General features: G+C 71.3%; 23 protein-coding genes. 8 read left to right on the forward strand and 15 right to left on the reverse strand.

Annotated elements, in window-relative coordinates:
- Nucleotides 1-20 precede the first annotated feature (20 nt).
- The 3 genes from OU416_RS25820 to OU416_RS25830 form a co-directional block, all read right to left on the reverse strand.
- Nucleotides 21-380 carry a VOC family protein gene (locus OU416_RS25820; RefSeq protein WP_270929605.1) on the reverse strand — a complete coding sequence of 120 codons (360 nt, stop codon included), beginning with the start codon at nt 378-380 and terminating at the stop codon, nt 21-23.
- A 170-nt stretch (nt 381-550) separates the two neighbouring features.
- Nucleotides 551-1786: an amidohydrolase gene (locus OU416_RS25825; protein WP_333779657.1), complete on the reverse strand. Its 1236-nt coding sequence runs from the start codon at nt 1784-1786 to the stop codon at nt 551-553.
- Nucleotides 1783-3258, reverse strand: coding sequence for a chlorohydrolase family protein (locus tag OU416_RS25830; protein WP_270929606.1), 1476 nt, complete (start codon nt 3256-3258; stop codon nt 1783-1785). Before OU416_RS25830 ends, OU416_RS25825 begins: the two co-directional genes overlap by 4 nt.
- A gap of 222 nt (nt 3259-3480) precedes the next feature.
- Here OU416_RS25830 and OU416_RS25835 point away from each other — a divergent pair, with 222 nt between their 5' ends.
- Complete coding sequence (locus tag OU416_RS25835; RefSeq protein ID WP_270929607.1) at nt 3481-4818, forward strand: DUF3100 domain-containing protein; 1338 nt, start codon at nt 3481-3483, stop codon at nt 4816-4818.
- Nucleotides 4819-4861: 43 nt separating this feature from the next.
- Here the strand turns inward: OU416_RS25835 and OU416_RS25840 are convergent, their stop codons facing one another.
- Complete coding sequence (locus tag OU416_RS25840; protein ID WP_270929723.1) at nt 4862-6139, reverse strand: cytochrome P450; 1278 nt, start codon at nt 6137-6139, stop codon at nt 4862-4864.
- Nucleotides 6140-6403: 264 nt separating this feature from the next.
- Between OU416_RS25840 and OU416_RS25845 the strand changes: the two genes are divergently transcribed.
- Nucleotides 6404-6910 carry a MarR family winged helix-turn-helix transcriptional regulator gene (locus tag OU416_RS25845; RefSeq protein ID WP_270929608.1) on the forward strand — a complete coding sequence of 169 codons (507 nt, stop codon included), beginning with the start codon at nt 6404-6406 and terminating at the stop codon, nt 6908-6910.
- A gap of 132 nt (nt 6911-7042) precedes the next feature.
- Nucleotides 7043-8110, forward strand: a complete 1068-nt coding sequence (locus tag OU416_RS25850; RefSeq protein WP_270929609.1) for a DUF418 domain-containing protein — start codon at nt 7043-7045, stop codon at nt 8108-8110.
- On the opposite strand, the gene OU416_RS25855 is transcribed toward OU416_RS25850, so the two are convergent.
- Both OU416_RS25855 and OU416_RS25860 read right to left on the reverse strand, forming a co-directional pair.
- A complete protein-coding gene (locus OU416_RS25855) occupies nt 8095-8916 on the reverse strand; it encodes a class I SAM-dependent methyltransferase (RefSeq protein ID WP_270929610.1) in 822 nt (273 codons plus the stop codon). The two genes, OU416_RS25850 and OU416_RS25855, sit on opposite strands and share 16 nt — an antisense overlap.
- A gap of 130 nt (nt 8917-9046) precedes the next feature.
- Nucleotides 9047-10063 carry an Lrp/AsnC family transcriptional regulator gene (locus tag OU416_RS25860; protein WP_270929611.1) on the reverse strand — a complete coding sequence of 339 codons (1017 nt, stop codon included), beginning with the start codon at nt 10061-10063 and terminating at the stop codon, nt 9047-9049.
- A gap of 178 nt (nt 10064-10241) precedes the next feature.
- Between OU416_RS25860 and OU416_RS25865 the strand changes: the two genes are divergently transcribed.
- The 4 genes from OU416_RS25865 (at nt 10242) to OU416_RS25880 (ending at nt 14530) form a co-directional block, all read left to right on the forward strand.
- Nucleotides 10242-11750: an AbgT family transporter gene (locus tag OU416_RS25865; protein WP_270929724.1), complete on the forward strand. Its 1509-nt coding sequence runs from the start codon at nt 10242-10244 to the stop codon at nt 11748-11750.
- A 261-nt stretch (nt 11751-12011) separates the two neighbouring features.
- The gene (locus OU416_RS25870; RefSeq protein WP_270929612.1) at nt 12012-13157 is read left to right on the forward strand and encodes a M20 family metallopeptidase; all 1146 of its coding nucleotides are present in this window, start codon (nt 12012-12014) and stop codon (nt 13155-13157) included.
- 282 nt (nt 13158-13439) lie between these two features.
- Complete coding sequence (locus OU416_RS25875; protein ID WP_270929613.1) at nt 13440-13895, forward strand: PaaI family thioesterase; 456 nt, start codon at nt 13440-13442, stop codon at nt 13893-13895.
- 86 nt (nt 13896-13981) lie between these two features.
- A complete protein-coding gene (locus tag OU416_RS25880) occupies nt 13982-14530 on the forward strand; it encodes a GNAT family N-acetyltransferase (RefSeq protein WP_270929614.1) in 549 nt (182 codons plus the stop codon).
- Here the strand turns inward: OU416_RS25880 and OU416_RS25885 are convergent.
- The 7 genes from OU416_RS25885 to OU416_RS25915 all read right to left on the reverse strand — a co-directional run bounded on the left by OU416_RS25885 (nt 14493) and on the right by OU416_RS25915 (nt 21309).
- Nucleotides 14493-15125, reverse strand: coding sequence for a class I SAM-dependent methyltransferase (locus OU416_RS25885; protein ID WP_270929615.1), 633 nt, complete (start codon nt 15123-15125; stop codon nt 14493-14495). The genes OU416_RS25880 and OU416_RS25885 overlap by 38 nt on opposite strands.
- Before the next feature lie 280 nt (nt 15126-15405).
- A complete protein-coding gene (locus tag OU416_RS25890) occupies nt 15406-16950 on the reverse strand; it encodes an amidase family protein (protein WP_372907255.1) in 1545 nt (514 codons plus the stop codon).
- A 117-nt stretch (nt 16951-17067) separates the two neighbouring features.
- On the reverse strand, nt 17068-17679 hold the full coding sequence (locus OU416_RS25895; protein WP_270929616.1) for a response regulator transcription factor: 612 nt from the start codon (nt 17677-17679) through the stop codon (nt 17068-17070).
- Nucleotides 17679-18737 carry a sensor histidine kinase gene (locus OU416_RS25900; RefSeq protein ID WP_270929617.1) on the reverse strand — a complete coding sequence of 353 codons (1059 nt, stop codon included), beginning with the start codon at nt 18735-18737 and terminating at the stop codon, nt 17679-17681. Before OU416_RS25900 ends, OU416_RS25895 begins: the two co-directional genes overlap by 1 nt.
- Nucleotides 18738-18751: 14 nt before the next feature.
- Nucleotides 18752-19489, reverse strand: a complete 738-nt coding sequence (locus tag OU416_RS25905; protein ID WP_270929618.1) for an ABC transporter permease — start codon at nt 19487-19489, stop codon at nt 18752-18754.
- Entirely contained in the window at nt 19486-20376 is an 891-nt protein-coding gene (locus OU416_RS25910) for an ABC transporter ATP-binding protein (protein ID WP_270929619.1), read from the reverse strand. The genes OU416_RS25905 and OU416_RS25910 overlap by 4 nt, the downstream gene beginning before the upstream one ends.
- Before the next feature lie 96 nt (nt 20377-20472).
- Nucleotides 20473-21309: a TetR/AcrR family transcriptional regulator C-terminal domain-containing protein gene (locus OU416_RS25915; protein WP_270929620.1), complete on the reverse strand. Its 837-nt coding sequence runs from the start codon at nt 21307-21309 to the stop codon at nt 20473-20475.
- Between the two features lie 128 nt (nt 21310-21437).
- Here OU416_RS25915 and OU416_RS25920 point away from each other — a divergent pair, with 128 nt between their 5' ends.
- Entirely contained in the window at nt 21438-23138 is a 1701-nt protein-coding gene (locus tag OU416_RS25920; RefSeq protein ID WP_270929621.1) for a right-handed parallel beta-helix repeat-containing protein, read from the forward strand.
- On the opposite strand, the gene OU416_RS25925 is transcribed toward OU416_RS25920, so the two are convergent.
- On the reverse strand, nt 23135-24331 hold the full coding sequence (locus tag OU416_RS25925; protein ID WP_270929622.1) for a CaiB/BaiF CoA transferase family protein: 1197 nt from the start codon (nt 24329-24331) through the stop codon (nt 23135-23137). The genes OU416_RS25920 and OU416_RS25925 overlap by 4 nt on opposite strands.
- Nucleotides 24332-24649: 318 nt before the next feature.
- Entirely contained in the window at nt 24650-25816 is a 1167-nt protein-coding gene (locus OU416_RS25930; protein WP_270929623.1) for an acyl-CoA dehydrogenase family protein, read from the reverse strand.
- Nucleotides 25817-25946: the final 130 nt, after the last annotated feature.

Genomic DNA, 25946 nt, shown 5'->3' on the forward strand with positions numbered 1-25946 from the left:
TGGACACTGAACCCCACCCACTACTCACCCGACGCCGAGTGCGCGAGGACGTTGATCACCACGCCGGTGGGGTCTTCGACGAAGAAGCGCCGGACGCCCCAGGGCTCGTTCGTCAGCGGGTAGACGATGTGCAGCCCGCGGCGCAGGCACTCGGCGTGCGCCGCGTCGACGGCGTCCGGTTCGCCGACGTCGATGCCGAAGCGCGGCTCGGGATTCTCCATGCCCGGTGGCGAGACGATGACCTGGGCCGTGGGGTTCTCCGGTGACCGCAGGCAGAGCACCGGGTCTTCCATCGCGACTTCGAGCCCGAGCACGTCGACGTAGAAGCTCTTGGCGGCGGAGGCGTCGCCGACGAGGTAGGGGATGATTCTGCTGACCATCACCCCATCCTCGCCGCCGCGCTCCCCCGCCGCCTTGTAGGAATGGAACCTCCGCACCGGCCGCCGCGATTTCCATTGAAATCGGACATCTGATTTCAATGGAAATCGCGTCAGACCACGTGGGTGCGATGCGGATCGACGTGCCGCACCGCAGGACAAGCCCGGGAGGCCTACCGGCTCACCAGCTCACAGCCTTCGGCCACCACTCGGCCGTTGTGCAGGACCGTGCGGTCGCGGCCTCGGTCCATCACCGCCGCCGTCGGCGTGTCGCCGTCCACCAGCAGGATGTCCGCCTGGTCGCCGACCGCCAGACCGGGGCGGTCGGACACCGAGGCCAGGCGGGGCAGGTCGCGGTCGAGGATCGACGCTCCGCCGCGGGAGGCCACCGCCAGGCAGTGCTCGATCAGCTCGTCCTCGCGGAAGCGGTTGGTGAAGGCCAGCTGCCAGGTGCGGTCGAGCATGTCGGCGTTGCCGTAGGGCGACCAGTAGTCGCGCTGGCCGTCCTCGCCCAGCCCGACGCGGACGCCGGCCGCGGTCAGCTCGGTCAGCGGCAGCGAGCGGTTCTGCGCGGGCGCGACCGTGGCCATCGAGACGTCGAGCTCGGCGAACTCCTCCACCAGCCGGCGGGTGGTGCTCTCCGAGATGCCGCCGAGGGCGTAGGCGTGCGAGAGGGTGACCTGGCCGGTCATGCCCAGCGCGCGCGTGCGCTCCAGGATCAGGTCGACGGAGAACACCCCGAGCTCGCCCGGCTCGTGCAGGTGGACGTCGACGGGCACCTGGTGCTTCTCGGCCAGCCCGAACAGCACGTCCAGGTGGCGGACCGGGTCGCGGTCCAGCGTGCAGGGGTCGATCCCGCCGACCACCGCGGCCCCGGAGGCCAGCGCCTCGTCGACGAGCTCCGGGACTCCCGGCTCGCGCAGCAGGCCTGCCTGCGGGAAGGCGATGACCTCCACCTCGCACCGGTCCCGGTGCGCCTCCTTCGCGGCGAGCACGCCTTCGAAGCGCTCCAGCCCGCAGTCGGCGTCGATCTGCGCGTAGCTGCGGACGCGGGTCGTGCCCTGCGCGATCATCCGCCCGAGCGTGTGGGTCGCGCGCTCGGCCACCGTCCACTCGGCGTCGCGCCAGTTCTCGCGGTCGTTCATCACCATCGGCCAGATGCCGGGGCTGCCGGTGTGCGGGCGGAACGGCAGCCCGATGCGGGTCGAGTCGAGGTGGCAGTGCACGTCGGAGAAGGCGGGCAGCGCGAGCCGCCCGCGCCCGTCGACCGCACCGGCGGTGTCCACTTCGGACTTGAGCGGCGTGATGGCGGCGATCCGGCCGTCCTCGACGGCGATCTCGGCGAGCGGACCGCCCCACGGGCGGACGTTGGTGATCAGCATTGCGCCTGGCGTTTCGCGGTCGTTCACGAGCTCGTCCTGTCGAAGTCCGGGTAGGTGGGCGGGAACAGCTCCGCGGCCGGGCGGCGCAGCAGGTCGCGCTCGGAGTAGGCCTCGCGCATCCGCTCGAAGAGCAGCTGCGCGCGTTCGCGGAGGTCGTCGAGGTCGACGCCGGGGATCCGGGAGTCGACCAGCACCGGCCGCCCCGCGACCACCGAATGCGTTGCCTGCCGGGCGGTTCCGCTGAGCAGGAAGGTCCGCACCGGGTCGTCGAGGACGCCGTCGCGGATGTCGTCGATGCGGAACGCCACCAGGTCCGCCTGCGCGCCCGGTTCCAGGCGGCCCAGATCGCCGCGGCCGAGCGCGCGGGCACCGCCGAGGGTCGCGGCGTCGACGTAGTCCTCGGCCGGTGCGGCGTCCATCCGCCCGTCCAGGACCTTGGCGACGTGCACGCCGAGGTCCATGCCGCGGATCAGGTCCGGCGGGAAGGAGTCGGTGCCCAGGCACAGGTTGATCCCGGCGCGCCGGTAGTCCCCGAAGGAGCGCAGCACCGCCCCGTAGCGCAGCGACGTCTGCGGGCAGTGCACGATCGACACCCCGGCTTCGGCCAGGGTCGCCAGGTCGCCGCGGTCCTCGCCGTGCACCTGGGGGTGCCGGTCGACGACGAGGCCGTGCGGGACGAGCAAGCGGGTGCCGAGCAGACCGGTCCGGTCGAGCATTTCGAGCGGCGTCGCGCCGTGCTGGCGCTGCACGAGCTCTCGCTCCAGCAGGCCTTGCAGGCTGTGCAGGCGCACGATCGCGTCGCGCTGCTCGGCGACCTCCGCGGTGTCGCGCATGAGCTGTTCGGTGAGCGTTTCGATGCGGCACGGCAGGAGAACGCCGGTGATCAGCGGATCGGCCAGCTCGGCGGCGTGGTCCAGGAAGCGGATCGCATCGCGCAGGCCGGCGCGGCCCAGCTCCTCGTCGAAGACCACGTCGCGGCCGCCCTCCGGCAGCGCGACGTTGACGCCCGAGCGGTACGCGGGCCCGAGGTAGCCGCGCAGGCCGATCCGGCGGGAGGTCTCCGCCATCGCGACCAGCTCGTCGAACGGCTCGGCCCACGAGCTGTGGATCTCCGAGGCGATCGGCATGTAGGTGGTGATGCCGTGCAGGGCGAGCTGCACCAGCGCGTACTCGCGGACGGTCGCCCGCTCCTGCGCGGTGAACACGTCCCGGCGCCGGTGCTGGAAGTAGTCCAGCGACCACTGCAGCCCGGCGGCCCGCTCCGGCGTGGCCCAGGAGTCCAGCACCAGGTGGTCGATGTCGGTGAGCGCGTCGAGGTCGATCAGCCCGGGCAGCACCAGCGAGTCGCCGAGGTCGACCTCGGCGTCGACGGGCCCGTCGTAGCGGTGTCCGACGTGGACGATGACGTCGTCCTCCCAGACGACCTCGCCGTCGCGCAGCAGCGCGTGGTGCCCGGCCCGGTGGGCGAGGACGTGACTGGCGCGCCATCGAGTGCGCATCGGGAAGACCTCCTCAGGCAGAACCTGCGGCGAACCCTAGCATTTGGCATACCAGAAACCTGACCCCAGCGCGGGACCCACCGAGCGAATCCGCCGAACTTCGCGGAACTCCTTGATTAACAACAGTTAACACAGATATTTGCGGCAGCAAACACCGTTCCGGTGGTCAGCGGCTAGGCTCCCGCCGGTATACCGAACCGGTCGACCACTTCGGAGACTGCCATGGAACGAGGCGCCGGAACCGCCGCGCCCGGCCAGATCACCCGCGCGCACTGGGTGACCGCGACCGTGCTGTCCACCGCGGTCTCCGCCGTCGCGGTGCTGATCGGCGAGCACAAGTTCGACATCGGCCCGGCCGCCATCGCGCTGTTCCCGATCGTCTGGGCGGTGCTGATCGGCGCGATCGTCGGCGTCCAGCGCTGGCGCCCGGTCTCCGGCGCCACCCGGTCGGTGGCAGGCGTGCTGCTGGAGATCAGCATCCTGCTGTTCCTGGCCAAGCTGGGCACCGAGATCGGCCCCACGCTGGCGAAGTTCACGAACCTGGGCCCGGCGATCGTGCTGCAGGAGGTCGGCCACATCTTCGGCACCGTCATCATCGCGCTGCCGGTCGCGGTGGCGCTGGGCATCGGCCGGGCCTCGATCGGCGCCACCTGGTCCATCGACCGCGAGTCCTACCTGGCCTTCGCCATCGAGCGCTTCGGCGTCCGGTCCCCCGAGTACCGCGGCGTCTTCTCGGTCTGGCTGATCGGCACGGTCTTCGGCGCGCTGTACGTCTCGCTGCTCGCCGGGTTCACCGGCAGCCTCGGCATCTTCAGCCCGCTCGCGCTCGCGCTGGGCCTCGGCCTGGGATCGGGATCGATGATGCTCGGCGGCGTCGGCGCGCTGTCGCTGCTCTACCCGGAGCAGGCCGCCGAGATCGCCGCGCTGGCCGCGCTGTCCAACCTGGTCACCAACATCGTCGGCTTCTACTCCGGGGTGTTCCTGGCGCTGCCGCTGTGCCGCCGCCTCTACGCCTTCTGGAGCAGGGTCTTCGGCCGCGACGACGAGGGCAGGCGCCGCCGCGCCGAGCAGACCTCCGCGCCCGCGGAACGAGAAGTGCTCGCGGTCGTGGCGGACCCGAAGGTCCGGATGACGCCCTGGCTGCGCCTGCTGGCCTACGTCATCGTCGGCGCGGCCGGGCTGCTGGTCAACGCGCTGGGCACCTGGTCGCTGGCGGTCGAGGACGCGATCGGCATCGCCGTGCTGCTGGTGATCGTCCGGGTCGCGGTCGCGCTGGGCAAGCTGCTGCCCGCGATCCCCTCCAGCGTGTTCGTGCTCGGCATCGGCACCTTGCTCTCAGCGGGCTTCCTGCCCACCGGTGCCTGGCTGACCGGTCTGCTGCCGAACCTGGAGGTGATGCTGATCGGCCTGCCGGGACTGGCGCTCATCGGGCTCACCCTGGGCCGCGACGTGCAAGCGCTGCGGCAGCTCAGCTGGAAGATCGTGCTGGTCGCACTGCTGACCTACACCTCGTCCTTCCTCGCCGCCGCAGCACTCGGCCAGTCCGTCCTGCACCTGTGAAAGACCTGTTCGTGACTGGTTCGCGCGAATGGTCCCGCTGCGGTCACTTGACGTGCACGGGCAGCGAGTCCAGGCCGTAGACGATCGAGGCCTTGCGGAACTCCAGCTCCGAAGCGGGCACCGCCAGGCGGATGTCCGGGAAGCGGCGCACCAGCGCCGGGTAGGCCGCGCGCAGCTCCATGCGGGCCAGCTCGGCGCCGATGCATCGGTGCAGCCCGTGCCCGAAGGCCAGGTGCGAGGTGGGCTTGCGGGTCGCGTCGAACCGCTCCATGTCCGGGCCGAGCGCGGCGTCGCGATCCGCACCGCTCAACGAGCACAGGACGACGTCGCCCTGCGAGATCTCGGTGCCCGCGATCTCCACGTCCTCGCGGGCGAAGCGCGGGAAGGCCACCTGCACGACGGTGAGGTAGCGCAGCAGCTCCTCGACGAGCCCGGGCACCACCTCGTCGTCCTCGCGGACCCGTTCCAGCAGCTCCCGGTCCTGGAGCAGCACCAGCGCACCGAGCGCCAGCATGCTCGCCGTGGTCTCGAAACCGCCGGTGAGCACGCCGTCGGCGAGCTCGGCCAGCTCCCGGTCGGTGACCTCGTCACCGTGCTCGCGGATCAGCGCACCGAGCAGCCCCTCGCCCGGTTCCTCGCGCTGCTTGCGCACGACGCCGTGCAGGTACTCCAGCGACTGCGACATCGCGCCCAGCGACGCTCCCACGCCGTCGAAGACGTCGAACCGCGCGACGCTGAGCTGCTGGAACTCCTCGCGGTCGCCGTAGGGAACCCCGAGCAGCTCGCTGATCACCAGCGACGGGATCGGCACCGCGAACTCGGCGACCAGGTCGACCGGCTGGTCGGCGGCGGCCATCGCGTCGAGCCGCTGCTCCACGATCGCCTGGATCTCCGGGGTCAGCCGGGCCAGCCGCCGCATGGTGAACTCCGGCGTCAGCAGGCGGCGCAACCGGGTGTGCACCGGCGGGTCGGTGAACCCCAGACCACCGGGGTTGTCCGCCTCGGTGACGCCGGCGTAGCCGACCAGGTTGGTGAAGTCGTTGCTGAACCGCTTCGCGTCGCCGAGCACCGCCTTGGCCTCGTCGTAACCGGAGACCAGCCAGACGTTGGTCGCCACCGGCAGCGGGAGGCGGCTGATCGGCTCCTGCGCGCGGACCTCGCCCAGCGCCGGGACGGGGTCGAGCCCGGTCCGCTGCAGCGGCATGAGCGCGGCCGCCGGGAGGACGGAGCTCAGCCCCTTCCGGCGGGCGCGCGCGAGGTATAACCGCGCGAAGAGCCCGGTGATCGTGGCCCGAAGCCGTCCCACTGGTAAAACCCCCATCAAGCTTGATCGGTGAACGACCGCCGCCGGTTTCCCCGACCGGATCAGCGGCCCAGCGCCGCGTCGATGATCCGCGCGGCGACCCGCAACTCTACCTTGCCACGAGCAACTGTTGCCAAGTGCAATATTCGGTGCCCGGAGGAGTCCACATCGCACCGCCGGAGCGGATTCCCCGGCACCCGGCTGGAAAGCCGCCCCCGGCAACCTACACCCAGGAGTGATCGCAGCGGGTCGTGCCGGACGACGATGAGGTAGAACAAGCACATGTCCCGAGCTGAGACCGGCACCCCGCCCGACGCGGACGCGGACGTGGACGCGGTCACCGACGCGGTGCTGACCGCCTCCCGGTTGCTGGTGGCCGCATCGGCTCGCTCGGTCGCCGCCGTCGAGAACTCGCTGACCCTGCCGCAGTTCCGGCTGCTGGTGGTGCTCTCCAGCGCGGGCCCGCTCAAGCTGGCCGCGCTGGCCGAGGCGCTGGGCGTCAACCCGTCCACGGTGACCCGCATGATCGACCGGCTGATCGGCACCCAGCTCGTCGACCGGCGGCCGAATCCGGCCTCGCGCCGGGAGAACGTGGTGGCGCTGACGCCGAACGGCGCCGACGTGGTGGCCGAGGTCACGGCGCGGCGCCGGTCGGAGATCGCGCGGATCGTCAAGCGGATGCCCGCCGCGGCGCGGCGCGGTCTGGTCGGCGCGCTGGCCGCGTTCACCGAAGCCGGCGGGGAACCGCCCGGCCCGGCGCAGCCGCGGGTCACCGCGCAGTGGGGCTAGCAGACGGCCTGTCCACCGGTTCGGCTCGGTCGATCGGCCGAGAGCGCGGCACCGAACGTCGGCCGATCGACCGATGTCGGCGAGCCGATGAGTCGTGTTGCGCGATCACCCTGGCCCCGCAGACTTGTCGGTGTGAATTCCCCGATCTCGAACTCCCCCGGACGTGCCGCGCCACCGCTCGACGCACCGACCGTCCGCCTGCCCGCCACGTCCGGCGGGCGGCGCATCGGTGAGCTCGACGCGCTGCGCGGCTTGGCGCTGTGCGGAATCCTCTTCGTCAACATCTCGCAGATCCTGTACCTGCGGGGCGTCGTCGACCTCCAGAAGCTACCGATCCCGCACGCGCTGGACATGTTCGTCCAGCAGCGGTTCTTCCCCATCTTCTCGCTGCTGTTCGGGGTCGGGTTCGGGATCTTCCTGGGCAACGCGAGCCAGCGCACGGCCCGGCCGCGCATCGTGCTCCTGCGGCGGCTGCTGGTGCTCGCCGGTTTCGGCGCCCTGCACCACTTCCTGCAGCCGGGCGAAGCGCTGCTGCCCTACGCGGTCTTCGGGCTGCTGGTGCTGCTGCCGATGAGCTTCCTGCCGTGGTGGGCGAACCTGCCCATCGCCGTGGCCATGACCGCGGTCACGCTGTCTCTGACCAGCGGCGGCATGCTGCTGATCCCGTGCCTGCTGCTGGCCGGTTTCGCGCTGGCCCAGGCCGGCCTGCCCGCGATGCTGCCCCGCCTCGGCGGGCAGCTCGCCGCCGTGTTCGCCGTCTCCGCCGTCGCCGGTGCCGGTTTCCTGGTGCTGCAGGAGCAGAATCCGCTGAACGCGGGCTTCAGCAGCGCCTCCGCCGCGGCCGGCCTGTTCATGGCGATCGCCTACTCCGCGGGCTTGTTCCTGCTGCTGCGGACTCCGGCCTCGCGCGTGCTGTCACCGGTCCTCGAGCCGCTCGGCAAGATGGCGCTCACCAACTACGTCACCGCCACGCTGCTGATCATCCCGTTCGGACAGCTGCTCGGGATGCGCGAATCCACGAAGTGGGAGCTGCTGCTGGCGATGGCCGCCGGGATCATCCTGCTGCAGGTCCTGTGGAGCCGCTGGTGGCTGGCCCGCTTCCAGTACGGGCCGCTGGAGTGGGTCTGGCGCTGCGCGACGTGGTGGCGCATCGTGCCCTTCCGCCGGCGACCATCCCCGACACCTCACTCCGGTCGGTGACCGACCCCGACGAGAGTGGTCAGGTCGAGCTCCCGGACACCGCGTTCGTCCAGCTGCGCCAGGAAGTCCGCGCGCAGCGCGCGAACCTGTTCGGGAGCCAGCCCTTCGACGACGCGGCGGAAGCCGCTGCCCAGGACGAACGCCCAGGCGAACTCCTGGGTCAGCGGCACCGACCGCGCGACGGTGCGCACGGTGGGTGCGGTCAGGCCGATCTCGTCCAGCCAGGTCCGCAGGCTCTCGGCCCGGTTGATGCGGGTGATCGGCTCCGGCGGGCCGTCACCGTTGCGCCGGACATCCGGCCGGTACCGCTCGGCGACGTCGAACAGCGCCTTGCCGTAGTCCTCGAAGACACCCGCCCGCCACACGGTGGCGCCGAACTTCCCGCCGGGCCGCAGCATCCCGACGAGCCGGCGCACCGAATCGTCCATGTCCGGCAGGAAGAAGATCCCGAAGGAGGACTGCACGACGTCGTAGGCATCGGTGCCGTCCGGGAGCTGCCACGCGGTCACGTCCGCTTCGGCGAAGCCGATGTTGGTCACGCCCTGCTGGCCGGCGAACTTCTCGCCCAGCGCGAGCAGACCACCGGCCAGGTCCACCGCGTCCACCGAACCGGTCGGCCCGGCCGCGATCGCAGCCGGGATCGCCGAAGCGCCCGCGCCGCAGCAGACGTCGAGCACGCGGTCCCCGCTCACGGGTGCGACAGCCTCCACCAACGCGCTGCCCAACGGCCCCCACACCAGGGGCGTGCACTCCGCGAACTCCTGGAACGTCGCGCTGAACCTCGCGCCGAGTTCTTCCACACCCACAGTCGCCTCCAGAAGTGCCGCCCGCCCTCCGGCCACCACCGGAGCGCACCGCATCCGTCCAGTCACCCGGCCGACGACATTACATGAAAACGATTCCCGGTATCGGCGCTTCCGGAGTTCGGCCCCGCGCTCAACTCCGGTCGAACGGGAAGTCCGCTCGACCGAGGCGGGTCCCGGAGCGGGTGATCCAGTAGCGGCGCAGGACGTCGAGCACCACCGAGACCTCCACCGAGCGGATCCCGGGCAGCGCCGCCAGATCCGCGGACAGGAAGTCGGCGAGGTGCTCCTCGCCGCGGAACACGCCCTGGTGGATCACCGTCGCGTTGCCCGCGACCATCGAGACGTAGCGGGCGGAGGGATGCCGCCCCAGCGCCCGCCCCACGACCTCGGTAGAGCCGGGCTCGGTGGACAACGACAGCGCGACCTCCAGCGGGAAGCCCAGCAGCGCGGGCTCGATCTCCACCCGCGGGCGCACGACCTGCCGCTCCAGCAGTCCGGCGATCAGCCGGTGCGCGGTGGACTGGCTGACGCCCAGCGCCCGGGACAGGTCGCTCGACGTCAGCCGGGCGTCGGCGTGCAGCAGCCTGGTCGCCTCCCGCTCCTGCTCGGAAAGAGCTTGCGGCTCCACGACTTCCTGCGGATCGATGCGATGCGCAGCCAGCACCGCGCGCTGGTCCGCCGCCAAGCGGTCGACGCGCCACGCCTCCGCCCGCCCGAACGGTTTGAGCACCAGGTCGGACTGGGTCGAGACCACGCCCGGCACCGACGGGATGCGCTGCGTCAGCAGGTCCTTCACCGCCTCGCGGCCCAGCGGCCGGACGGTGCAGTACACGTCGGCGCGCCCGGTGGTCATCGCGACGTACTGGGCCTCGGGGAGTTCGGCCAGCTTCCGCGCGACGTCCTGCAACCGGCCGGGCGCGGTGGTGATCCAGACGTGCCGGGGGTGGGTGTCGGAGATCAGCGTCCAGTCCAGCTGGCCGATCACCCGCAGCAGCCGCTCGGCGTGCAGCCGCTGCATCCGGCGGCCCACCGTGCTCGGCGAACTGCCCACCGCCTCGGCCAGCGCGTTGATCGGTGCGCGCGGCGCCTCCTGCAACGCCGACACCAGGTCCAGGTCGAGGTCGTCCAGCACGAGGTCACCGTCCACGGGGAGTGATACTACCCCCACGCTCGGCACGTATACCGAATAGATACACCACGAGACTCCCCACTATTGACAGATCACGCCATGCCCGATTTGAATGCTCGCCATCGGCCCAGGCGGTCGGATCGGATTTCGAGGAGCTCGGTTGACCAACACGGAGAACGCGCGGCCCACCCGGTCGATGTCGCTGCTGCTGGGCTTCCTGCGCGGCGTCGAACGCGTCGGGAACAAACTGCCCCACCCGTTCTGGCTGTTCACCATGATGGCCGTCCTGGTCATAGCGCTCAGCGCGGTGCTCAACGCCCTGGGCGCCTCCGCGGTGTCGCCGGTGGACGGCGAGACCATCCGGGTCAAGAGCCTGCTCACGGCCGAGGGGCTGTCCACCATCATCGGCGACGCGGTGGAGAACTTCGCGAAGTTCCCGCCGCTGGCGCTGATCATCGTGGTCATGCTGGGCGTCTCGGTCGCCGAGCAGAGCGGGCTGCTCAACGCGATGCTGCGCGGCAGCGTCACCAGGGTTCCGGCGAAGTACCTGACGTTCGTCGTCGCGCTGGCGGGCATCACCGGCAGCGTCGCCTCCGACGCCGCGTACGTGGTGCTGATCCCGCTGGGCGCGCTGGTGTTCAAGGCGGTCGGCCGCAGCCCGATCCTGGGCCTGGTGGTCGCCTTCGGCTCGATCTCGGCCGGGTACAACGCCTCGCTGCTGCTCACGCCGACCGACGCGCTGCTGGCCGGGCTGACCACCTCGGCGGCGCACTTCATCGACCCGGCCTACACGGTCACCCCGCTGGCCAACTACTTCTTCTCGATCGGCTCGGCGCTCTTCCTGGCCGTGGTGATCACGCTGGTCACCGAGTTCGTGCTCACCAAGCGCGCGGCGGGCATGACCGCCGACGGCGACGGGGTCGACGAGCAGCTGGGCGAGATGCGGCTGAGCGCGGTCGAGCGGCGCGGCCTGCGCAACGCCGGGCTCACCCTGCTGGCCGCCGTGGTGCTGCTGGTGATCGCGCTGGCCCCGCCCGCATCCCCGTTCCGCGGTGAGGACGGCGGCATCCTCAACTCGCCGATCGTCACCGGTGTCGCCTACCTGCTCGGCGTGATCTTCCTGCTCACCGGCGCGGTGTACGGCCGCACCACCGGCAGCCTCGCGACCGCCCGCCAGATCCCCGGCGCGATGTCCAAGGGCGTCGTCGACCTGGCGCCGGTGGTGGTGCTGTTCTTCGCGGCCTCGCAGTTCCTGGCCTTCTTCAAGTGGACCCACATGGGCGAGGTCCTGGCCATCCACGCCGCGGCGCTGCTGAAGTCGGCGAACGTGCACCCGCTGGTGCTGTTCCTCGGCCTGATCGTGCTGGTCACCTGCATCAACCTGGTGATCACCAGCGGTTCCGCGCAGTGGGCGCTGATGGCGCCGATCGTGGTGCCGATGCTGATGCTGCTGGACGTCTCGCCGGAGACGACGCAGGCGGTGTACCGGATCGCGGATTCGGCGACCAACCTGATCACCCCGATGAGCCCGTACTTCGCGATGGCGCTCGGCCTGCTGCAGCGCTACCGCAAGGAAGCGGGCATCGGCACCCTGATGTCGCTGACGATCCCGATCTCCTTCGCGGTCCTGATCAGCTGGACCCTGCTCTTCATGGCCTGGTGGGCCCTCGGCATCCCCCTCGGCCCCGGCGCCCCGGTCCGCTGAGCGTGCGCTGAGCATCAACTCCGGCTCCGTTTCCATGGCTCCGTGAGTGCTTTGGGGCGCCATGACACCCCAAAGCACTCACGGCCCACCGCCGAAACCGGAGCCGCCAACGGAGCTCTCGCACGGAGCCGCCCTCCCGCAGGCGGGGCGGGGTGTCAATTTCGTACGAAATTGACGCGGGCGCGCACCGGGTGGGCCGGGGCTGGAGGCTCCGGGCCGCTGCGGCGGTGGATGGATTCGACAGATGTGGAAGGTGGAGTTGTGACTACGAAGCTGGTGGCGCGGGCCGAGCAGGAGCTCCCCCAGGTGCTCGCGGACCTGCGCAGGCTGGTGGAGCACGAAACCCCCAGCAACGACAAGCAGGCGCTGGACGCCGGGCTGGCCGACATCGAGCAGTGGCTCACCGAACGCCTCGGCGCGCCGGTCGCCCGGCAGCGCCACGACGGCGGCCCGCGCGGCGACGTCCTCGACATCACCTACCCCGGCACGGCCGGCGGAACGGTGCTGCTGCTGTGCCACTACGACACGGTGTGGCCGGTGGGCACGCTCGCGGAGTGGCCGTTCACGGTCGACGGCGACCGCATCACCGCGCCCGGCGCTCTGGACATGAAGCTCGGCATCGTGCACGGCGTGTGGGCGCTGCGCCTGCTGCGCGAGCTGGACGTCCCGCACCCGTCGGTGCGGTTCCTGCTCAACGGTGACGAGGAGATCGGCAGCATCTCCTCGCGCCCGCACATCGAGCGGGCCTGCACCGAGGCGACCGCGACGCTCGTGCTGGAGCCGAGCCGCGAGGGCATGGCCAAGATCCGCCGCAAGGGCCTGGGCCTGTTCGACCTGGCGGTGCACGGCGTCGAGTCGCACGCCGGGCTCGACCCGACGGCCGGCGCCAGCGCGATCCACGCCATCGCCGAGCTCATCCCGGCGATCACCTCGCTCGCCGCGCCGGAGCGCGGCACCACGATCAACGTCGGGCTGCTCGACGGCGGCACCGGCCGCAACGTGGTGGCCGGCCGGGCGACCTGCGAGATCGACATCCGCATCCAGGACCCGGCCGAGATGCCCCGGATCGACGCGGGCTTCCGCGAGCTGGCGGTGGCCGACGAGCGCATCCGGGTGGAGCTCACCGGCGGCTGGAACCGTCCGCCGATGAACCCGAACCCGCTCTCGGAGAAGCTCTTCGAGCACGCCAAGGCGGCTGCGAAGGAGCACGGCCGGACTCTGGAAGGCACCTCGGTGGGCGGCGTGAGCGACGCGAACTTCGTGTCCGCCCTGGAAAGGCCGGTCCTCGACGGCCTCGGCGCGGTGGGCGCAGGCCCGCACTCCCGCGACGAGCACGTGATCCCGGGCGAGTCCCCCGGCCAGATCGCCACCCTCGCCACCCTGATCAGCAACCTCCGCGACTTCTGAGATTCGCACCGGCAGCGCCCGCCCGGAGCTCCTCCGAGCGGGCGCTGCCGCGTTCGGAGTTGCATCGACCACGACACCCAACATAAGTTACCCACGGGTAGCATGACGGGGTGGACGGGTTCTGCGCCAACCCCGGCCCTGCTCGACCCCACCCCGGGGAGGACGTGACGCGACCCGCTCGCGAGCAACCCGGAACGCAAGGCCAATCCCGACGCGACCGCCACTGCCCATCGCGGAGCGGCGGAACCGCGCCGGAGCACACGCAACCGCAAGGGGATTCTCGTGCTGACCGCTGAACTCGCCGGCCTGTCCGGGCTGGAACTGATGCGCTGGGTGCAGGCTGAACGGCCCACCGGCATCCCGTCCATCGGACGACTGCTCGGCATGCGGTTCGACGAGGTGGAGCTGGGCCGGATCGTGCTCTCGCTGGAGACCCGCCCGGACTTCGCCAACCCGCTGGGCACCGTGCACGGCGGTATCGCGGCGACCATGCTCGACTCGGCGATGGCCTGCGCGGTGCACACGACCCTCGCCGCCGGTGTCGGCTACACCACCTTGGAGCTCAAGGTGAACTACATCCGGGCGGCCAAGACCGACGGCACGACGCTCACCGCCGAAGGCACCGTCATCCACGCGGGGCGCAGCACCGCAACGGCGGAGGGCAAGGTCCTCGACGACCGCGGCGAGCTCATCGCCCACGCCACCACAACGTGCCTGATCCTCGATCCCGAAGGCTGATCGCCGAAACCGGTTTCACGGCCGGGGGAAGCACGCTCGGGAAAATTCCTTGACCGGCTGGTGCCGCGCAGTCGACAGTGCGCGTCGTGACTGTCCACTTCCCGCTGCTGAGCGCGCGGCTGCAGGTTCGGCCCTTCCGCACCGACGATGTTCCCGCCGTCCACGCCGTCTACGGCGACCCCGAGGTGATGCGCCACGTCGCACGCGGAAACGCCGCCTCGGCGGAGGAGAGCGCGAAGATGGTGCACGACCACATCGAGCACCAGCGGGCGAACGGCTACGCCTGCTGGGCCGTGGTCGAGCGATCAACGGGGCACCTCATCGGTGACGCCGGGTTCGAGGCGCGCGCCGAGGGTGCCGAGTTCGGGTACACGCTGGCCCGGCGCACCTGGGGCCGGGGGCTCGCCACCGAAGCCGGGAAGCTGTGCATCGACGCGGCTTTCCGGCAACTCCAGCTGCCACGGCTGTCCGCAATCGTCGATCCCTCGAACCCCGCCTCCGCGCGCGTTCTCGGCAAGCTCGGTTTCCAGTTCACCGGCACACGTCTGGAATACGGCAGAACCCACCACGAGTACCTGCTCACCGACGACGCCTACTTCAGCCCGTCGGCTTCCGGGCCGCCAGGCGTTCGATGATGCCCAGTTTGAAGCGGTCGGACTCCAGCACTTCCAGGCCCGCCGCCCGGACCAGCGGCAGCGGGCGGCGCCGGAAGTGCTCGCCGCCGAGCGGGATCGTGATCAGCTCGGCCACTCGCTGGACGAGCCGCACCGGCCACGCCGAGCCCGCCACGTGGTCGAGCAGCAGGAGCTTCCCGCCCGGGCGCAGCACGCGGGCCATCTCGGCGATCGCCTGCTGCTCGTCGGGGATCGCGCACAGGCCGAAGGTGCACACCACGCTGTCGAAGGCGGCATCCGGGAACGGCAGGTCCTGGGCATCCCCCTCGCGCAGGTCGACCGGCACGTCCAGGTCCTGCGCGCGCTGGCGCGCGAGGTCCAGCATCCGCGGGCTCCACTCGACACCGGTCAGCCGGAGATCACCGCCGTAGACAGGGAGGTTGAGGCCGGTGCCGATGGCGACCTCCAGGACCTCGCCCTCGGCGCGCGAGCACACCCACTGGCGGCTGCCGGGCGCCATCAGCCGCTCGAAGCGGTTCATCTGCTCGTCGTAGGCGCGCGCCGACCGATCCCAGTAGTCACGCCACCGGCCAGCGCGATCTCTCTTGACGCTCATGCTGTACCGCCTCTCCGCGATTCACAGTGGTGGTTGCGTTCGGGATCCACCCCGCGTTTCGCGGTTTCTTGTGGCCGGGTTGCGTCACGGTCCCCTGAGGTGCGGTCGAGCAGGACTCGGGCGACGCCCATGCTCCGACATTACCCGGCGTGAGACGGTTCTCGGGCCGCTGCACGAAAGGACGTCACCGCTGGTGCGCGCGTTCCCTCACTGAATCGTCACATCCCTCATCGGCGCCGAACTGCGCTCGCCGATCACGTCGGTCAGCGGCCGCGCCGATTCACCCGAAGTCGCGATCTTCGGGCGAGGGCGGGAGCGAGGGCAGGAACTTCGGCGCCCGCCAGGCGTCCAGCTCCCGCTCGACCGATGCCGCCAGCGACAGCAGTTCCGGGTCTTGCCGGTGACCGGCCATCAGGAGCAGGCCGACCGGGAGCTCGCCGACGAATCCGGCGGGCACCGAGATCGACGGGTAGCCCGCCACCGCGGCCGGCGTCGAGGACGGGATCACGTCGTCGTCACCGCGCGCGCAGTCCGTGGTCCAGGCGGGCGGGTTGGTCGGCGAAGCGATCGCGTCCAGGCGGTGCTCCGCCATCGTCTCGTCGATCGAGCGCTTGGCCAGGTCTGTCAGCTCCGCGCGCATCGCGCGGTAGTCCGGGTCCGTGGTCGGCGGCGCGGTGAGGGCCTGCTCGAAGAGCTCCTGCCCGGCGAAGCAGGTCTGCTCCTCCGGTGTCCGCCGGTTGAACTCGATGAGCTCGGCGAGGTCGCGCGGTCCGCCGCGGGTGGCCAGGTAGGCGTCGATGTCCCGGTGGAACTCGCTGAGCAGCGCGGGGAATTCCAGCTCGCCGAGCCGGTCCTGGTAGGGCGGGACCACCTCGACGACCTCAGCGCCAGCCGCGCGGAACTTCGCCGCGGTGCTGGACATCAGCGCGTCGACCTCCGGGCCGAGGTCCGGCAGCCGCCAGAGCCCGATGCGCTTGCCCGCCAGGCCGTCGGCCCGCGGGACCACCGGTTCCGATCCCTGCAGCACGGCCAGCGTCAGCGCGGCGTCGACGACGTTGCGCGCCATCGGCCCGGCGGTGTCCTGCTCCACCGAGATCGGCACCACGCCGGCACCGCTGACCAGCCCGAGGCTCGGCTTGTGCCCGACCACGCCGTTGATCCCGGCCGGGCACACGATCGAACCGTCGGTCTCGGTGCCGATCGCCACCTGCGCCAGCGACGCGGCCAGCGCGGCGCCGGAACCGGCCGACGAACCGCACGGGTTGCGGTCCAGCACGTACGGGTTGCGGGTCTGCCCGCCGACCGCGGACCAGCCGGAAGTCGGTGTCTCGGCGCGGAAGTTGGCCCACTCGGAGAGGTTCGTCTTGCCGAGGATCACCGCGCCGCCGTCCCGCAGCCGGGTCACCAGTTCCGCGTCGGTGTCCGGCGGTGCTCCGGCCAGCGCCAGGGAACCGGCGGTCGTCGGCATGTCGCGGGTGTTCACGTTGTCCTTGAGCAGGACCGGGATCCCGTCCAGCGGACCGAGGACCTGCCCGGCGCGGTGCCGGGCGTCGCTGGCCTCCGCCTCGGCCACCGCCTCCGGATTCGTGTGCAGCACCGAGTTGATCCGGGGATCGACGGTGCGGATCCGGTGCAGGTACGCGGCGGTCAGCTCGCTCGACGTCAGCGACCCCTCGGCCATCCGCTCCTGGAGCTGCGGAATCGTCGCGGTGTCGAGGTCGATGCCGAGTGCCGGGGCGGCCTCGGCCCCGCGCACGTACTGCCCTGTCATGAACATCCCAGCGGTGAGAGCGGTGATCAGCGCGAGCGCGCCAGTCCTGCGCATGGGCCCATCAGACTACGAAGAGCCCACCCGTGCAACCGATTTCAGCACTGTCCGATTCACAGTTTCAATGTGATCGGGGCTTTCTCACACCCGGCGTTCACAGTTTCCGGCGCGGGTTCAGAGCCAGCCGCGGTCGCGGGCGGTGTTGGCCGCTTCGATGCGGTTGCGCGCCGCCAGCTTCGCCATCGCGGTGGACAGGTAGTTGCGGACCGTTCCCTCCGCGAGGTGCAGGCTCGCGGCGATCTCGGCGTTGCCCGCGCCGGTGGCCACCTCGCGCAGGATCTCCCGCTCGCGCGCGGTCAGCGGGTCCGGCTGGTCCCAGGCCGCCACCGCGAGTTCCGGAGCCACCACCCGCTCGCCCGCGTGCACCCGCCGCAGCGCCGTGACCAGCTCGCCGATCGGCGAGTCCTTCAGCACGTAGCCGGACACCCCGATCTCCATCGCGCGGCGCAGGTATCCGCTGCGCGCGAAGGTGGTGACGATCAGCACCCGCACCGGATCACCGCGCCGGTGCAGTTCCGCCGCGACGTCGATGCCGCTGCGCTCCGGCATCTCGATGTCGGTCAGCAGGACGTCCGGCCGGTGCTGCTCGACCGCCGCCAGCGCTTCGGCGCCGCTGCCCGCCGTGGCCACCACCGCGACGTCCGGTTGCAGGTCCAGCAGCGCGGCGAAGGCGCTGAGCACCATCGTCTGGTCCTCGGCCAGCACGACCCTGATCTGCTCGCCCATCACGCCGCCACCTCGACCGGCACCGCGATGGTCACGGTCGTCCCGGCCGTGCCGGTGCGCCGGACCGCGCCGCCGAGCGCGCTGATCCGCTCGCGCATGCCGGTCAACCCGTTGCCGTCCGGTGCCTTTCCGCCCACTCCGTCGTCGGCCACGACCAGCCGCAGCTCGTCCTGCACGACCTCCAGGCTGACGTGGCAGGTGCGCGCCGAGGCGTGCCTCGCGACGTTGGTGGTGGCCTCGCGCAGCGCGAGCGCCAGCTCGTGCTCGGTGGAGCCCACGATGGCCTCCTCGACTTCCCATCGCACCGTCAACTGGACGCCCGAGCTGGACAGCGCGTTGCGCGCCGCCGCCAGCTCGGCTTCGAGCGTGGCCTGCCGCCACCCGCTCACCGTCGCGCGGATCTCGGCGAGCGCCGCCCGCGCGGCCCGCTCGATCTCACCGGACTCCCCGCGCGCCCGCTCGTCGTCGACGCCGACGAGCCCGTTCACCAGCTGGGCGCGCATGGTGATGGCAGTCAGCGTCTGCCCCAGCAGATCGTGCAGGTCACGGGCGATGCGCTCGCGCTCGGCCAGGGTGGCCAGGTGCTCGACGCGCGCGGTGCGCAGGCGCAGGTCGTTCTGCGCGCGCTCCTTCTCCGCCCACTCGATCTGCAGCGAGCCGATCAGCCACAGCAGCACCAGCGGCGGCAGGTGCCCGAGCAGCCGCCAGGGCATCGGCACCACCGAGACCACCGAGAACACGCTGATCAGGGCCGTCATCCCGACGAACCACCGCAGTGCGGTGCGCCGCGACTCGGTCAGCCCGGCGAACGCGGCGGCGTAGACGAACAGCGTCGCCGCGCCGGAGTTGAACGGCGTCACGATCGCACCGAGCAGCACCGTCGGCACGATCGCCGCCCACCGCGTCCGCTCCGGCCGCCGGTGCGCCACCGCGTACATCGGCACGAACACGACGACCACGGCGGCGGCCAGCGCCCAGTCCACCCAGGTCGCGGTCTCCGAGAACACCGGCAACCACAGCAGGTTCACCAGGTAGATCAGGTGTCCCCAGTGCGACATCAGTCCGGAAATCCTCATGATCGGGCATGACGATACGACACCGCGGCCAGCGTCCCGGTCACCGCGGTCGCGCCGAGCAGCACCAGCGCGTGCCCGAGGGCGGCGCTGCCGTCCAGCTGCGCCAGCGCGAGCTGCGCGAGGTGGTAGGTCGGCAGGAACGGCGCGATCTGGCCGAAGAAGCCGGGCAGCACCGACAGCGGCATCCACAGCCCGGACGCGATCGCCATCGGGAACAGCAGCGCGTTGAGGATCGCGGTGGTGGCGTTGGCCCCCACCTGGAAACCGATCGCCAGCCCGAACAGCGCGAACGGCAGCGCGCCGAGCACCAGCACGACCGAGAGCCGGATCAGCGCGCCCGGCGAGGCCTGCAACGTGCCCAGCAGCGCGGAGGTCGCGGTCATCGCGATCAGCACGCCGATCGCGTAGGGCAGCGCGGCCACCACCTTGGCGGTCAGCGTCACGCCGAGCGGCACGGGTGAGACCCGCTTGGCGCGCAGCCAGCCGCGTTCGCGGTCCGATGCGACGCCGATGCCGGGGTTGGTCAGCACCACCGACAGCACGCCGAAGGTGCCGAAGGTGGCCAGCATGATGGTGCCCGTCGGCACCGCGCCGCCCTGTTCGCCGCCGAAGAGGGACGCGAACAGCGCGAAGAACGCCACCGGCATCACGATGGAGAACAGCAGCGCGGCCGGTTCGCGGATGATGCCGCGCAGCTCGTCGGTGATCTCGACGGCGAGGGTCCTGGTGTTCACGCGGCGACCTCCTCGGTCAGGCCGAGCATGGCCTCTTCCAGCTTGGCGCCTTCGACCCGCAGGTCGGACAGGGCCGGATCGGCGGCGAGCAACCTGCGCAGCAGTTCTTCCGGTTCCCGGGTGCGCAGCCGGACCAGGTCGCCGTCGGCGGCGACCGACACCGCGCCGGGCAACCGGCGCAGCTCGTCCCGGCCGAGCCCGGTCCGCGCGATCACGGTGCGGTCGGGCAGCCGGGCCGTCAGCCTCGCCGGGCTGTCGGCGGCCAGCACCCGGCCGCGGTCCAGCACCACCACCCGGTCGGCGACCGCGGCCGCTTCCTCGATCAGGTGCGTGGTCACCAGCACTCCGGCGCCGCGGGCGCGGCGTTCGGCCAGCACCTGCCACAGCCGCCGCCGGGCGGCGACGTCGAGGCCGTTGGTGGGCTCGTCGAGCACCAGCAGCGCCGGATCGGTGACCAGCGCCATCGCCAGCTGCAACCGCTGCTGCTGCCCGCCGGAGAGCTTGGTCGCGCGCCGCCGCGCCAGCTCGGCCAGCCCCAGCTCGGCCAGCACCGGACCGGCCGCGGAACGCGGGTAGCCGCCCCGCACCGCGGCACCCGTGACCAGCTCGCCGACCTTCAGCGTGCTCGGGAACCCGACCGACTGCTGCACCACGCCCAACCGCCTGCGCACCGCGGCCTTCCGCGGATCGCCGCCGTCCACCCGGACGGTTCCCGCTTGCGCGTGCAGCAGGCCGACGACCAGCTGCACGAGGGTCGTCTTGCCCGCCCCGTTCGGCCCGAGCAGGGCCACGCACTCCCCCGCCCCGACGGTGAGGTCGACTTCGTCCAACGCGCGCGTCGCACCGTAGCGGTGCCGCACCCCGCGCACTTCGAGCACAGATCCCATGGTCGCCGATCGTGCTCGGCCGGAGCCCTGCCCAGTAGTGAAGCGAGAACACCTGGCGCAGCTGACAAATGTCATGCGGTCCGAGATCGCACGGGGTCAGCTGGACTTGCGCTGCCGGTAGGCCCGCTGCTGGCAGGCGCGCGAGCAGTACGCGCGCGGACGTCCCGCGGACGCCTGCTCCACCGGCCCGTCGCACATCCGACACTTTTCATCACGCTTTTCATCACGACTCTGGACGAGCAGTTCGATGCCGTCAAGAACGCGGGCCAGGCCGAACTCGAACGAGTCCAGCGGCTCGTCGTACCCACCGGCCTCCCACAGCGCGGTGATCACCGGGAAGCGGTCGAGGCGCTCGAACAGCGACCCGCGAGCGCCCCACCACTCCTCGTGGGTCACCCCGCTGCTGCGCTCCGCGCGGGCTGCTTCCGCCAGCGCCACCGCTTCGGAGTTGACGAAGCGCTCGACCAGCTCGGCCGAAGCGATCACCTCGGCCGGGGCGAGGCCGGTACCGGCGAGGATGCCGAGCAGGCGCTCGTAGTGCGCCACCGCGTTCGGCCCCGGCAGGCTGCGGCTGCCGCTCGCCTCGGCCAACCACGGATGCCGTTTGCGCAGTTCCCAGCCCTCGCGCGCGCAGGCTTCCAAGCGCGGGCGCCATTCGCCCTCGGCAGGCGCGGAACCCAGCTCCGCCAGCACCGCATCGCGCATCAGCTCGACGAGCTGGTCCCGCCCGGGCACGTGCCGGTACAGCGACATGCTGGTGAAGCCCAGCCGCTCGGCCACCTTGCGCATCGACAGCCCGGCCAGCCCTTCGGCGTCGGCCACCGCCACCGCCGCGCGCACGATCCGGTTCAGGCTCAGCCCGGCCCGCGACCCGCCGTCCCGCCACAACAGCTCGATCCCGCGATCGGGATCGGCCACTCCGCCCTGCACCATCCGCCACCTCCCCCCTCCAGGATCCCGCCCCGCCGGATGCGGCCGGGCAACCCCCGCCTGTTCCGCGCCGGAAAAGTGGTCTACTCTCCACCCGAGTTTATGCCATAAACCCGGAGGTTCGCGTAATCGTGCTAGAACTCCACGTCTCCCCCACCGGCGACGACTCCGCCCCGGGCACCCCGGAGGAGCCCTTCGCCACGCTCGACCGGGCTCGCCGCGCCGCCCGCGAGGCGACCGGTGAGGTCACCGTTCATCTCGGAGCGGGCACTCACGTCCTGACCGCGCCACTCGCCCTCGACCCGGCGGACCGCCGGATCACCTTCCAGGCCCGCGGTTACGGCACCGCCGATCAGGAAGCGGTCGTCATCAGCGGCGGCCGGGAGATCTCCGGCTGGCAGGTGCGCGACGGGGTGTGGCGCGCGGAGGTCGGCGACCTGGACACCCGCCAGCTCCACGCCGACGGCCGGCGGGTGGAGCGCGCGGGCATCGACGGAATTCCCGGCAACGCGAGCCGAACGCCCACCGGGTACGTCACCGACAGCCGCGCACCGCTGGCCTGGCAGCCCGGGGTCGAGTTCGTCCACCGGGGCGTCTACCCGTGGACCGAAGCGCGGTGCGGCGTCGCGGCGGTGGCTCCCGACGGCGACTCCACCGCGATCACCATGCGGCAGCCCGCCTTCGGCTGGGCGCTCGAGCTCTACCGCTCCGCGTGGGACGGGGAGCTGATGGACGGCCCCGGCCTGCCGACCCGCGTCGAGAACGATCTCGCCTTCCTCACCGAGCCCGGGACGTTCGTCCTGGACCGCTCCCGGCCGGGACAGCACGTCCTGCACTACCTCCCGCGGCCGGACGAGGACCCGCAGCGCACCCGCGTGGTCGCGCCCGTCCTGGAAGCGCTGCTGCGCGCGACGGGCGCCCGGGACATCTCCTTCCGCGGCTTGGCGTTCGCGGACGCGACGTGGCTGCGGCCCGGTGGCGACCGGGGATTCCTGCACTACCACGGCAACGCCTTCTACGACGGCGGCGGCGTGGAGGTGGTCGTGGTCGAGGACCGGTCGTGGGTCACCGTGCCGTCGGACACGAAGCCCGTTCCCGCCGCCGTGGTGCTCGACGACGCGGCCGGGATCCGGTTCGAGGGATGCCGCTTCACCCGCCTCGGCGCCACCGGCCTGAGCACCGCAGGCGGCTCGGACATCACCGTGCGCGGCTGCGACTTCGACGCCCTCGGCAGCGCCGGGATCTCGATCAGCGGGAGCCGGGAGGTGCTCGTCGAGGACAACCTGGTCCGGCAGATCGGCCTGGAGCACTCGGGCTCGCCCGGGATCTCGCTGGCGGGCACGACCGGGTGCACCGTTGCGCACAACCACGTCACCGACGTGCCGCACTGCGGGATCGTCGCGGGCCCGGCCAGCGGCACCCGCATCGTGCGCAACCTCGTCACGAAGACCATGGGCGCGCTGGCCGACGGCGGCGGCGTCTACCTGTCGGGCCCGCAGGGCGATTCCCACGACAGCGGCGCCACCGTCAGCGGCAACCTCATCGAGGACACCAGGACTCCGTACAACTTCGGGCTCTACACCGACTACGGCGCCTCCTGGGTGACGGTGGAGGACAACGTGGTCGTCCGCGCCGACAGCACCGCGGTCCTGCACGTCAGCCCACCGCTGGAGAACGTCCGCTACCGCAACAACTTCTGGGACGCCGACCCGCTCGGCAGCGACGCCGTGCCGGACGGCGTCACCTTCGAGGACAACACCACGATCACCGACGAGGACGAACTGCGCGCCGCGACCGCGCACATCCGGGACCGCGCGGGCCGGATCCGCTAGGTGGTGCGGGCGATGTCGGCTTCGATGAGCGCCGTGATCTCCTCCTCCGGGTAGCCCAGGGAGGCCAGGATCCGCCTGGTGTCGGCGCCCTGCTCGCGCGGTGCGGTGCGGACGTTGCCGGGCGTCCGGCCGAGCTTGACCGGGATTCCGGTGCCCCGGTAGCCGTCCTTCTCCACCACCATCTCCCGGTGCAGCACCTGCGGGTCGGTCAGCGCCTCGCCGACGTCGTGCACCGGGGTCGCGGGCACGCCGCGCCGCAGCAGCGCCTGGGCCAGGTCTTGCCTGGTCCGGGCGCTGATCGGCGCGGCGAGCAGGTCGCGCAGCACGCCCATGTGCCCGACCCGGTCGGCGTTGGTGGCGAAGCGGGGATCCTCGGCGAGCTCCGGCAGGCCCAGGACCTCGGCCATGGCGCGGAACTGGCGGTCGTTGCCGCCGCTGATGAAGATCGGCCCGTCCGCCGCGTCGAAGGTGTCGTACGGGGCGATCGACGGGTGCGCCGAGCCGGTGCGCTGCGGGATCTGGCCCGAGGCCAGCCACGCGGCGGAGTGCGGGTGCAGCAGCGAGACCGCGGTGTCCAGCAACGTGCAGTCCACCAGCTGCCCGCGGCCGGAGGCGTGCCGCTCGTGCAGGGCCAGCAGCACGCCGGAGAAGGCGTAGATGCCGGTCACCATGTCCACGATGGGCACGCCGACCCGCAGCGGTGGCCCGGACTTCTCACCGTTGATGCTCAGCAGTCCGCCGTAGGCCTGCAGGATCGCGTCGTAGCCGGGCGTGGAGCCCATCGGCCCGTCGGTGCCGAACCCGGTGATCCGGCAGTGCACCAGCCGGGGGAAGCGCGCCGCGATGACCTCGTCGGGGTAGCCCCACTTCGCCAGCGTCCCCGCCTTGAAGTTCTCCACCACGACGTCCACATCGGACAGCAGCTCGCCCAGCAGCCGCTGGCCGTCCGCGGTGGTCAGGTCCAGGCAGATGTTGGCCTTGTTGCGGTTGATCCCGGTGTGGTAGGCGCTCATGGTCCCGGTGACGAACGGCGGGCCCCAGCTGCGGGTGTCGTCGCCCGCGGGCGGCTCGACCTTGATCACCTCGGCGCCGTGGTCGGCGAGCATCTGCGAGCACAGCGGACCGGCCAGGATCCGCGACAGGTCCAGGACGCGGATGCCCCGCAGGCTGCCGGTGGGTTCGGATGCGTTCATGGACCGTCCTGTTCGCTCGAAACTTCCACTACCCGTTGACGTTCAGTGCTCCCGGATCCGCGCGGTTCCGGGGTTTCCCCTTGGTGGTGGTGACCGCAAGCGCGACGACCAACCGGCCTCACCGCAGAGACGTCGCACGCGCCGCAGGCGCATAACCCACCCCCACAACCGGCACCGCCGCGGGTTCTCAGCGGCTTTCTCGCGAGGACAGCCCGTTCGCCGTGTATCGGACATACATAAGAACGGGATCCCGCAGTCGAGAAAGCCGCTGAGGTTCCGCCACCCGCACCGCTAAGCAAAACGAGCCCGGAAACCTGGTCAGTACGACTTGGGGAGGCCGAGGACGTGGGTGGCGACGTAGTTCATCACCATCTCCTGGCTGACCGGGGCGAGGCGGAGGATGCGGGATTCGCGGAAGTAGCGCTCCACGTGGTACTCGCGGGCGTAGCCCATGCCGCCGTGGGTCTGGATCGCCTGGTCGGCGGTGGTGAAACCGGCGTCGGCGCACAGCCACTTGGCCATGTTCGCCTCGCGCCCGCAGGGCAGGCCCTGGTCGTAGCGCCAGGCGGCGTTGCGGGCCATCAGCTCGGCGGCGTCGAGCCGGGTGACCGCCTCCGCCAGCGGGAAGGCGATGCCCTGGTTCTGGCCGATCGGCCGGTCGAAGACGACGCGCTCCTTGGCGTAGCGCACCGCGCGGTCCAGCGCGGCGCGGCCGATGCCGAGCGCTTCGTGGGCCAGCAGGATCCGCTCCGGGTTGAGCCCGTCGAGCAGGTACCGGAATCCCTTGCCCTCCTCGCCGACCCGGGCGCTCTCCGGCACGAACAGGTCGTCGATGACCACTTCGTAGGAGGAGACCGCGTTGCGGCCCAGCTTCGGGATCGGGCTCAGGTGCACGTGCTCCGGGTCGATGTCGATCAGGAACAGCGACATCCCGTCGGTGGGGCGGTCGACCTCCTCGCGCCGGGTGGTGCGGGCGATGAGCACCATCTTCTGCGAGTCGCCCGCCTTGGTGATCCACACCTTGCGGCCGTTGACCAGGTAGCCGCCGTCGACGCGCTGGGCGAAGGTCGAGATCCGGGTGGTGTCGGTGCCCGCGTCGGGTTCGGTGACGCCGAAGCAGACGTGCAGCGATCCGTCCGCGGCGGCGGGCAGGACTTCCTGCCGCAGCTGCTCGCTGCCGTGCTTGACGATGGTGTTGAGGCCGAAGATGGTCAGGTGCATGGTGCTGCAGCCGTTCATCCCGGCGCCCGAGGCCGCGACCTCTTCCAGCAGCAGCGCCGCTTCCAGGATGCCGAGCCCGCCGCCGCCGTACTGCTCCGGGATGGCGATGCCCAGCCAGCCGCCTTCGGCGAAGGCGTTGTAGAACTCCCACGGGAAGCGGCCCGCCGCGTCGCACTCGGCCCAGTACTCGTCGGAGAAGCTGCGGGCCAGTTCGCGCGCACCCGCCCGCAGGGCCGTCTGGTCCGCGGTCAGCTCGAAGTGCATTGCGTGGTCCTCCCGTGTTCGTATTTACGAACTAAAGCTCAGATATATGAACACCTTGATCCCCGCCGGGCCACCCTGTCAAGCCGCCGCGAAGCCTTGACAGTGACGCCGTTCACTTCTTAGATTCACA

The organism is Saccharopolyspora indica (genome assembly GCF_027853965.1).
GTDB lineage: Bacteria > Actinomycetota > Actinomycetes > Mycobacteriales > Pseudonocardiaceae > Saccharopolyspora > Saccharopolyspora indica.

What these genes read in the sequence shown, in the direction of transcription:
- OU416_RS25820 (WP_270929605.1), bottom strand. Translation starts at nt 380, where the DNA reads ATGGTCAGCAGAATCATCCCCTACCTCGTCGGCGACGCCTCCGCCGCC.
- OU416_RS25830 (WP_270929606.1), bottom strand. Translation starts at nt 3,258, where the DNA reads ATGCGCACTCGATGGCGCGCCAGTCACGTCCTCGCCCACCGGGCCGGG.
- OU416_RS25835 (WP_270929607.1), top strand. Translation starts at nt 3,481, where the DNA reads ATGGAACGAGGCGCCGGAACCGCCGCGCCCGGCCAGATCACCCGCGCG.
- OU416_RS25840 (WP_270929723.1), bottom strand. Translation starts at nt 6,139, where the DNA reads ATGGGGGTTTTACCAGTGGGACGGCTTCGGGCCACGATCACCGGGCTC.
- OU416_RS25845 (WP_270929608.1), top strand. Translation starts at nt 6,404, where the DNA reads ATGTCCCGAGCTGAGACCGGCACCCCGCCCGACGCGGACGCGGACGTG.
- OU416_RS25865 (WP_270929724.1), top strand. Translation starts at nt 10,242, where the DNA reads ATGTCGCTGCTGCTGGGCTTCCTGCGCGGCGTCGAACGCGTCGGGAAC.
- OU416_RS25885 (WP_270929615.1), bottom strand. Translation starts at nt 15,125, where the DNA reads ATGAGCGTCAAGAGAGATCGCGCTGGCCGGTGGCGTGACTACTGGGAT.
- OU416_RS25890 (WP_372907255.1), bottom strand. Translation starts at nt 16,950, where the DNA reads ATGCGCAGGACTGGCGCGCTCGCGCTGATCACCGCTCTCACCGCTGGG.
- OU416_RS25895 (WP_270929616.1), bottom strand. Translation starts at nt 17,679, where the DNA reads ATGGGCGAGCAGATCAGGGTCGTGCTGGCCGAGGACCAGACGATGGTG.
- OU416_RS25900 (WP_270929617.1), bottom strand. Translation starts at nt 18,737, where the DNA reads ATGTCGCACTGGGGACACCTGATCTACCTGGTGAACCTGCTGTGGTTG.
- OU416_RS25910 (WP_270929619.1), bottom strand. Translation starts at nt 20,376, where the DNA reads ATGGGATCTGTGCTCGAAGTGCGCGGGGTGCGGCACCGCTACGGTGCG.
- OU416_RS25915 (WP_270929620.1), bottom strand. Translation starts at nt 21,309, where the DNA reads ATGGTGCAGGGCGGAGTGGCCGATCCCGATCGCGGGATCGAGCTGTTG.
- OU416_RS25925 (WP_270929622.1), bottom strand. Translation starts at nt 24,331, where the DNA reads ATGAACGCATCCGAACCCACCGGCAGCCTGCGGGGCATCCGCGTCCTG.
- OU416_RS25930 (WP_270929623.1), bottom strand. Translation starts at nt 25,816, where the DNA reads ATGCACTTCGAGCTGACCGCGGACCAGACGGCCCTGCGGGCGGGTGCG.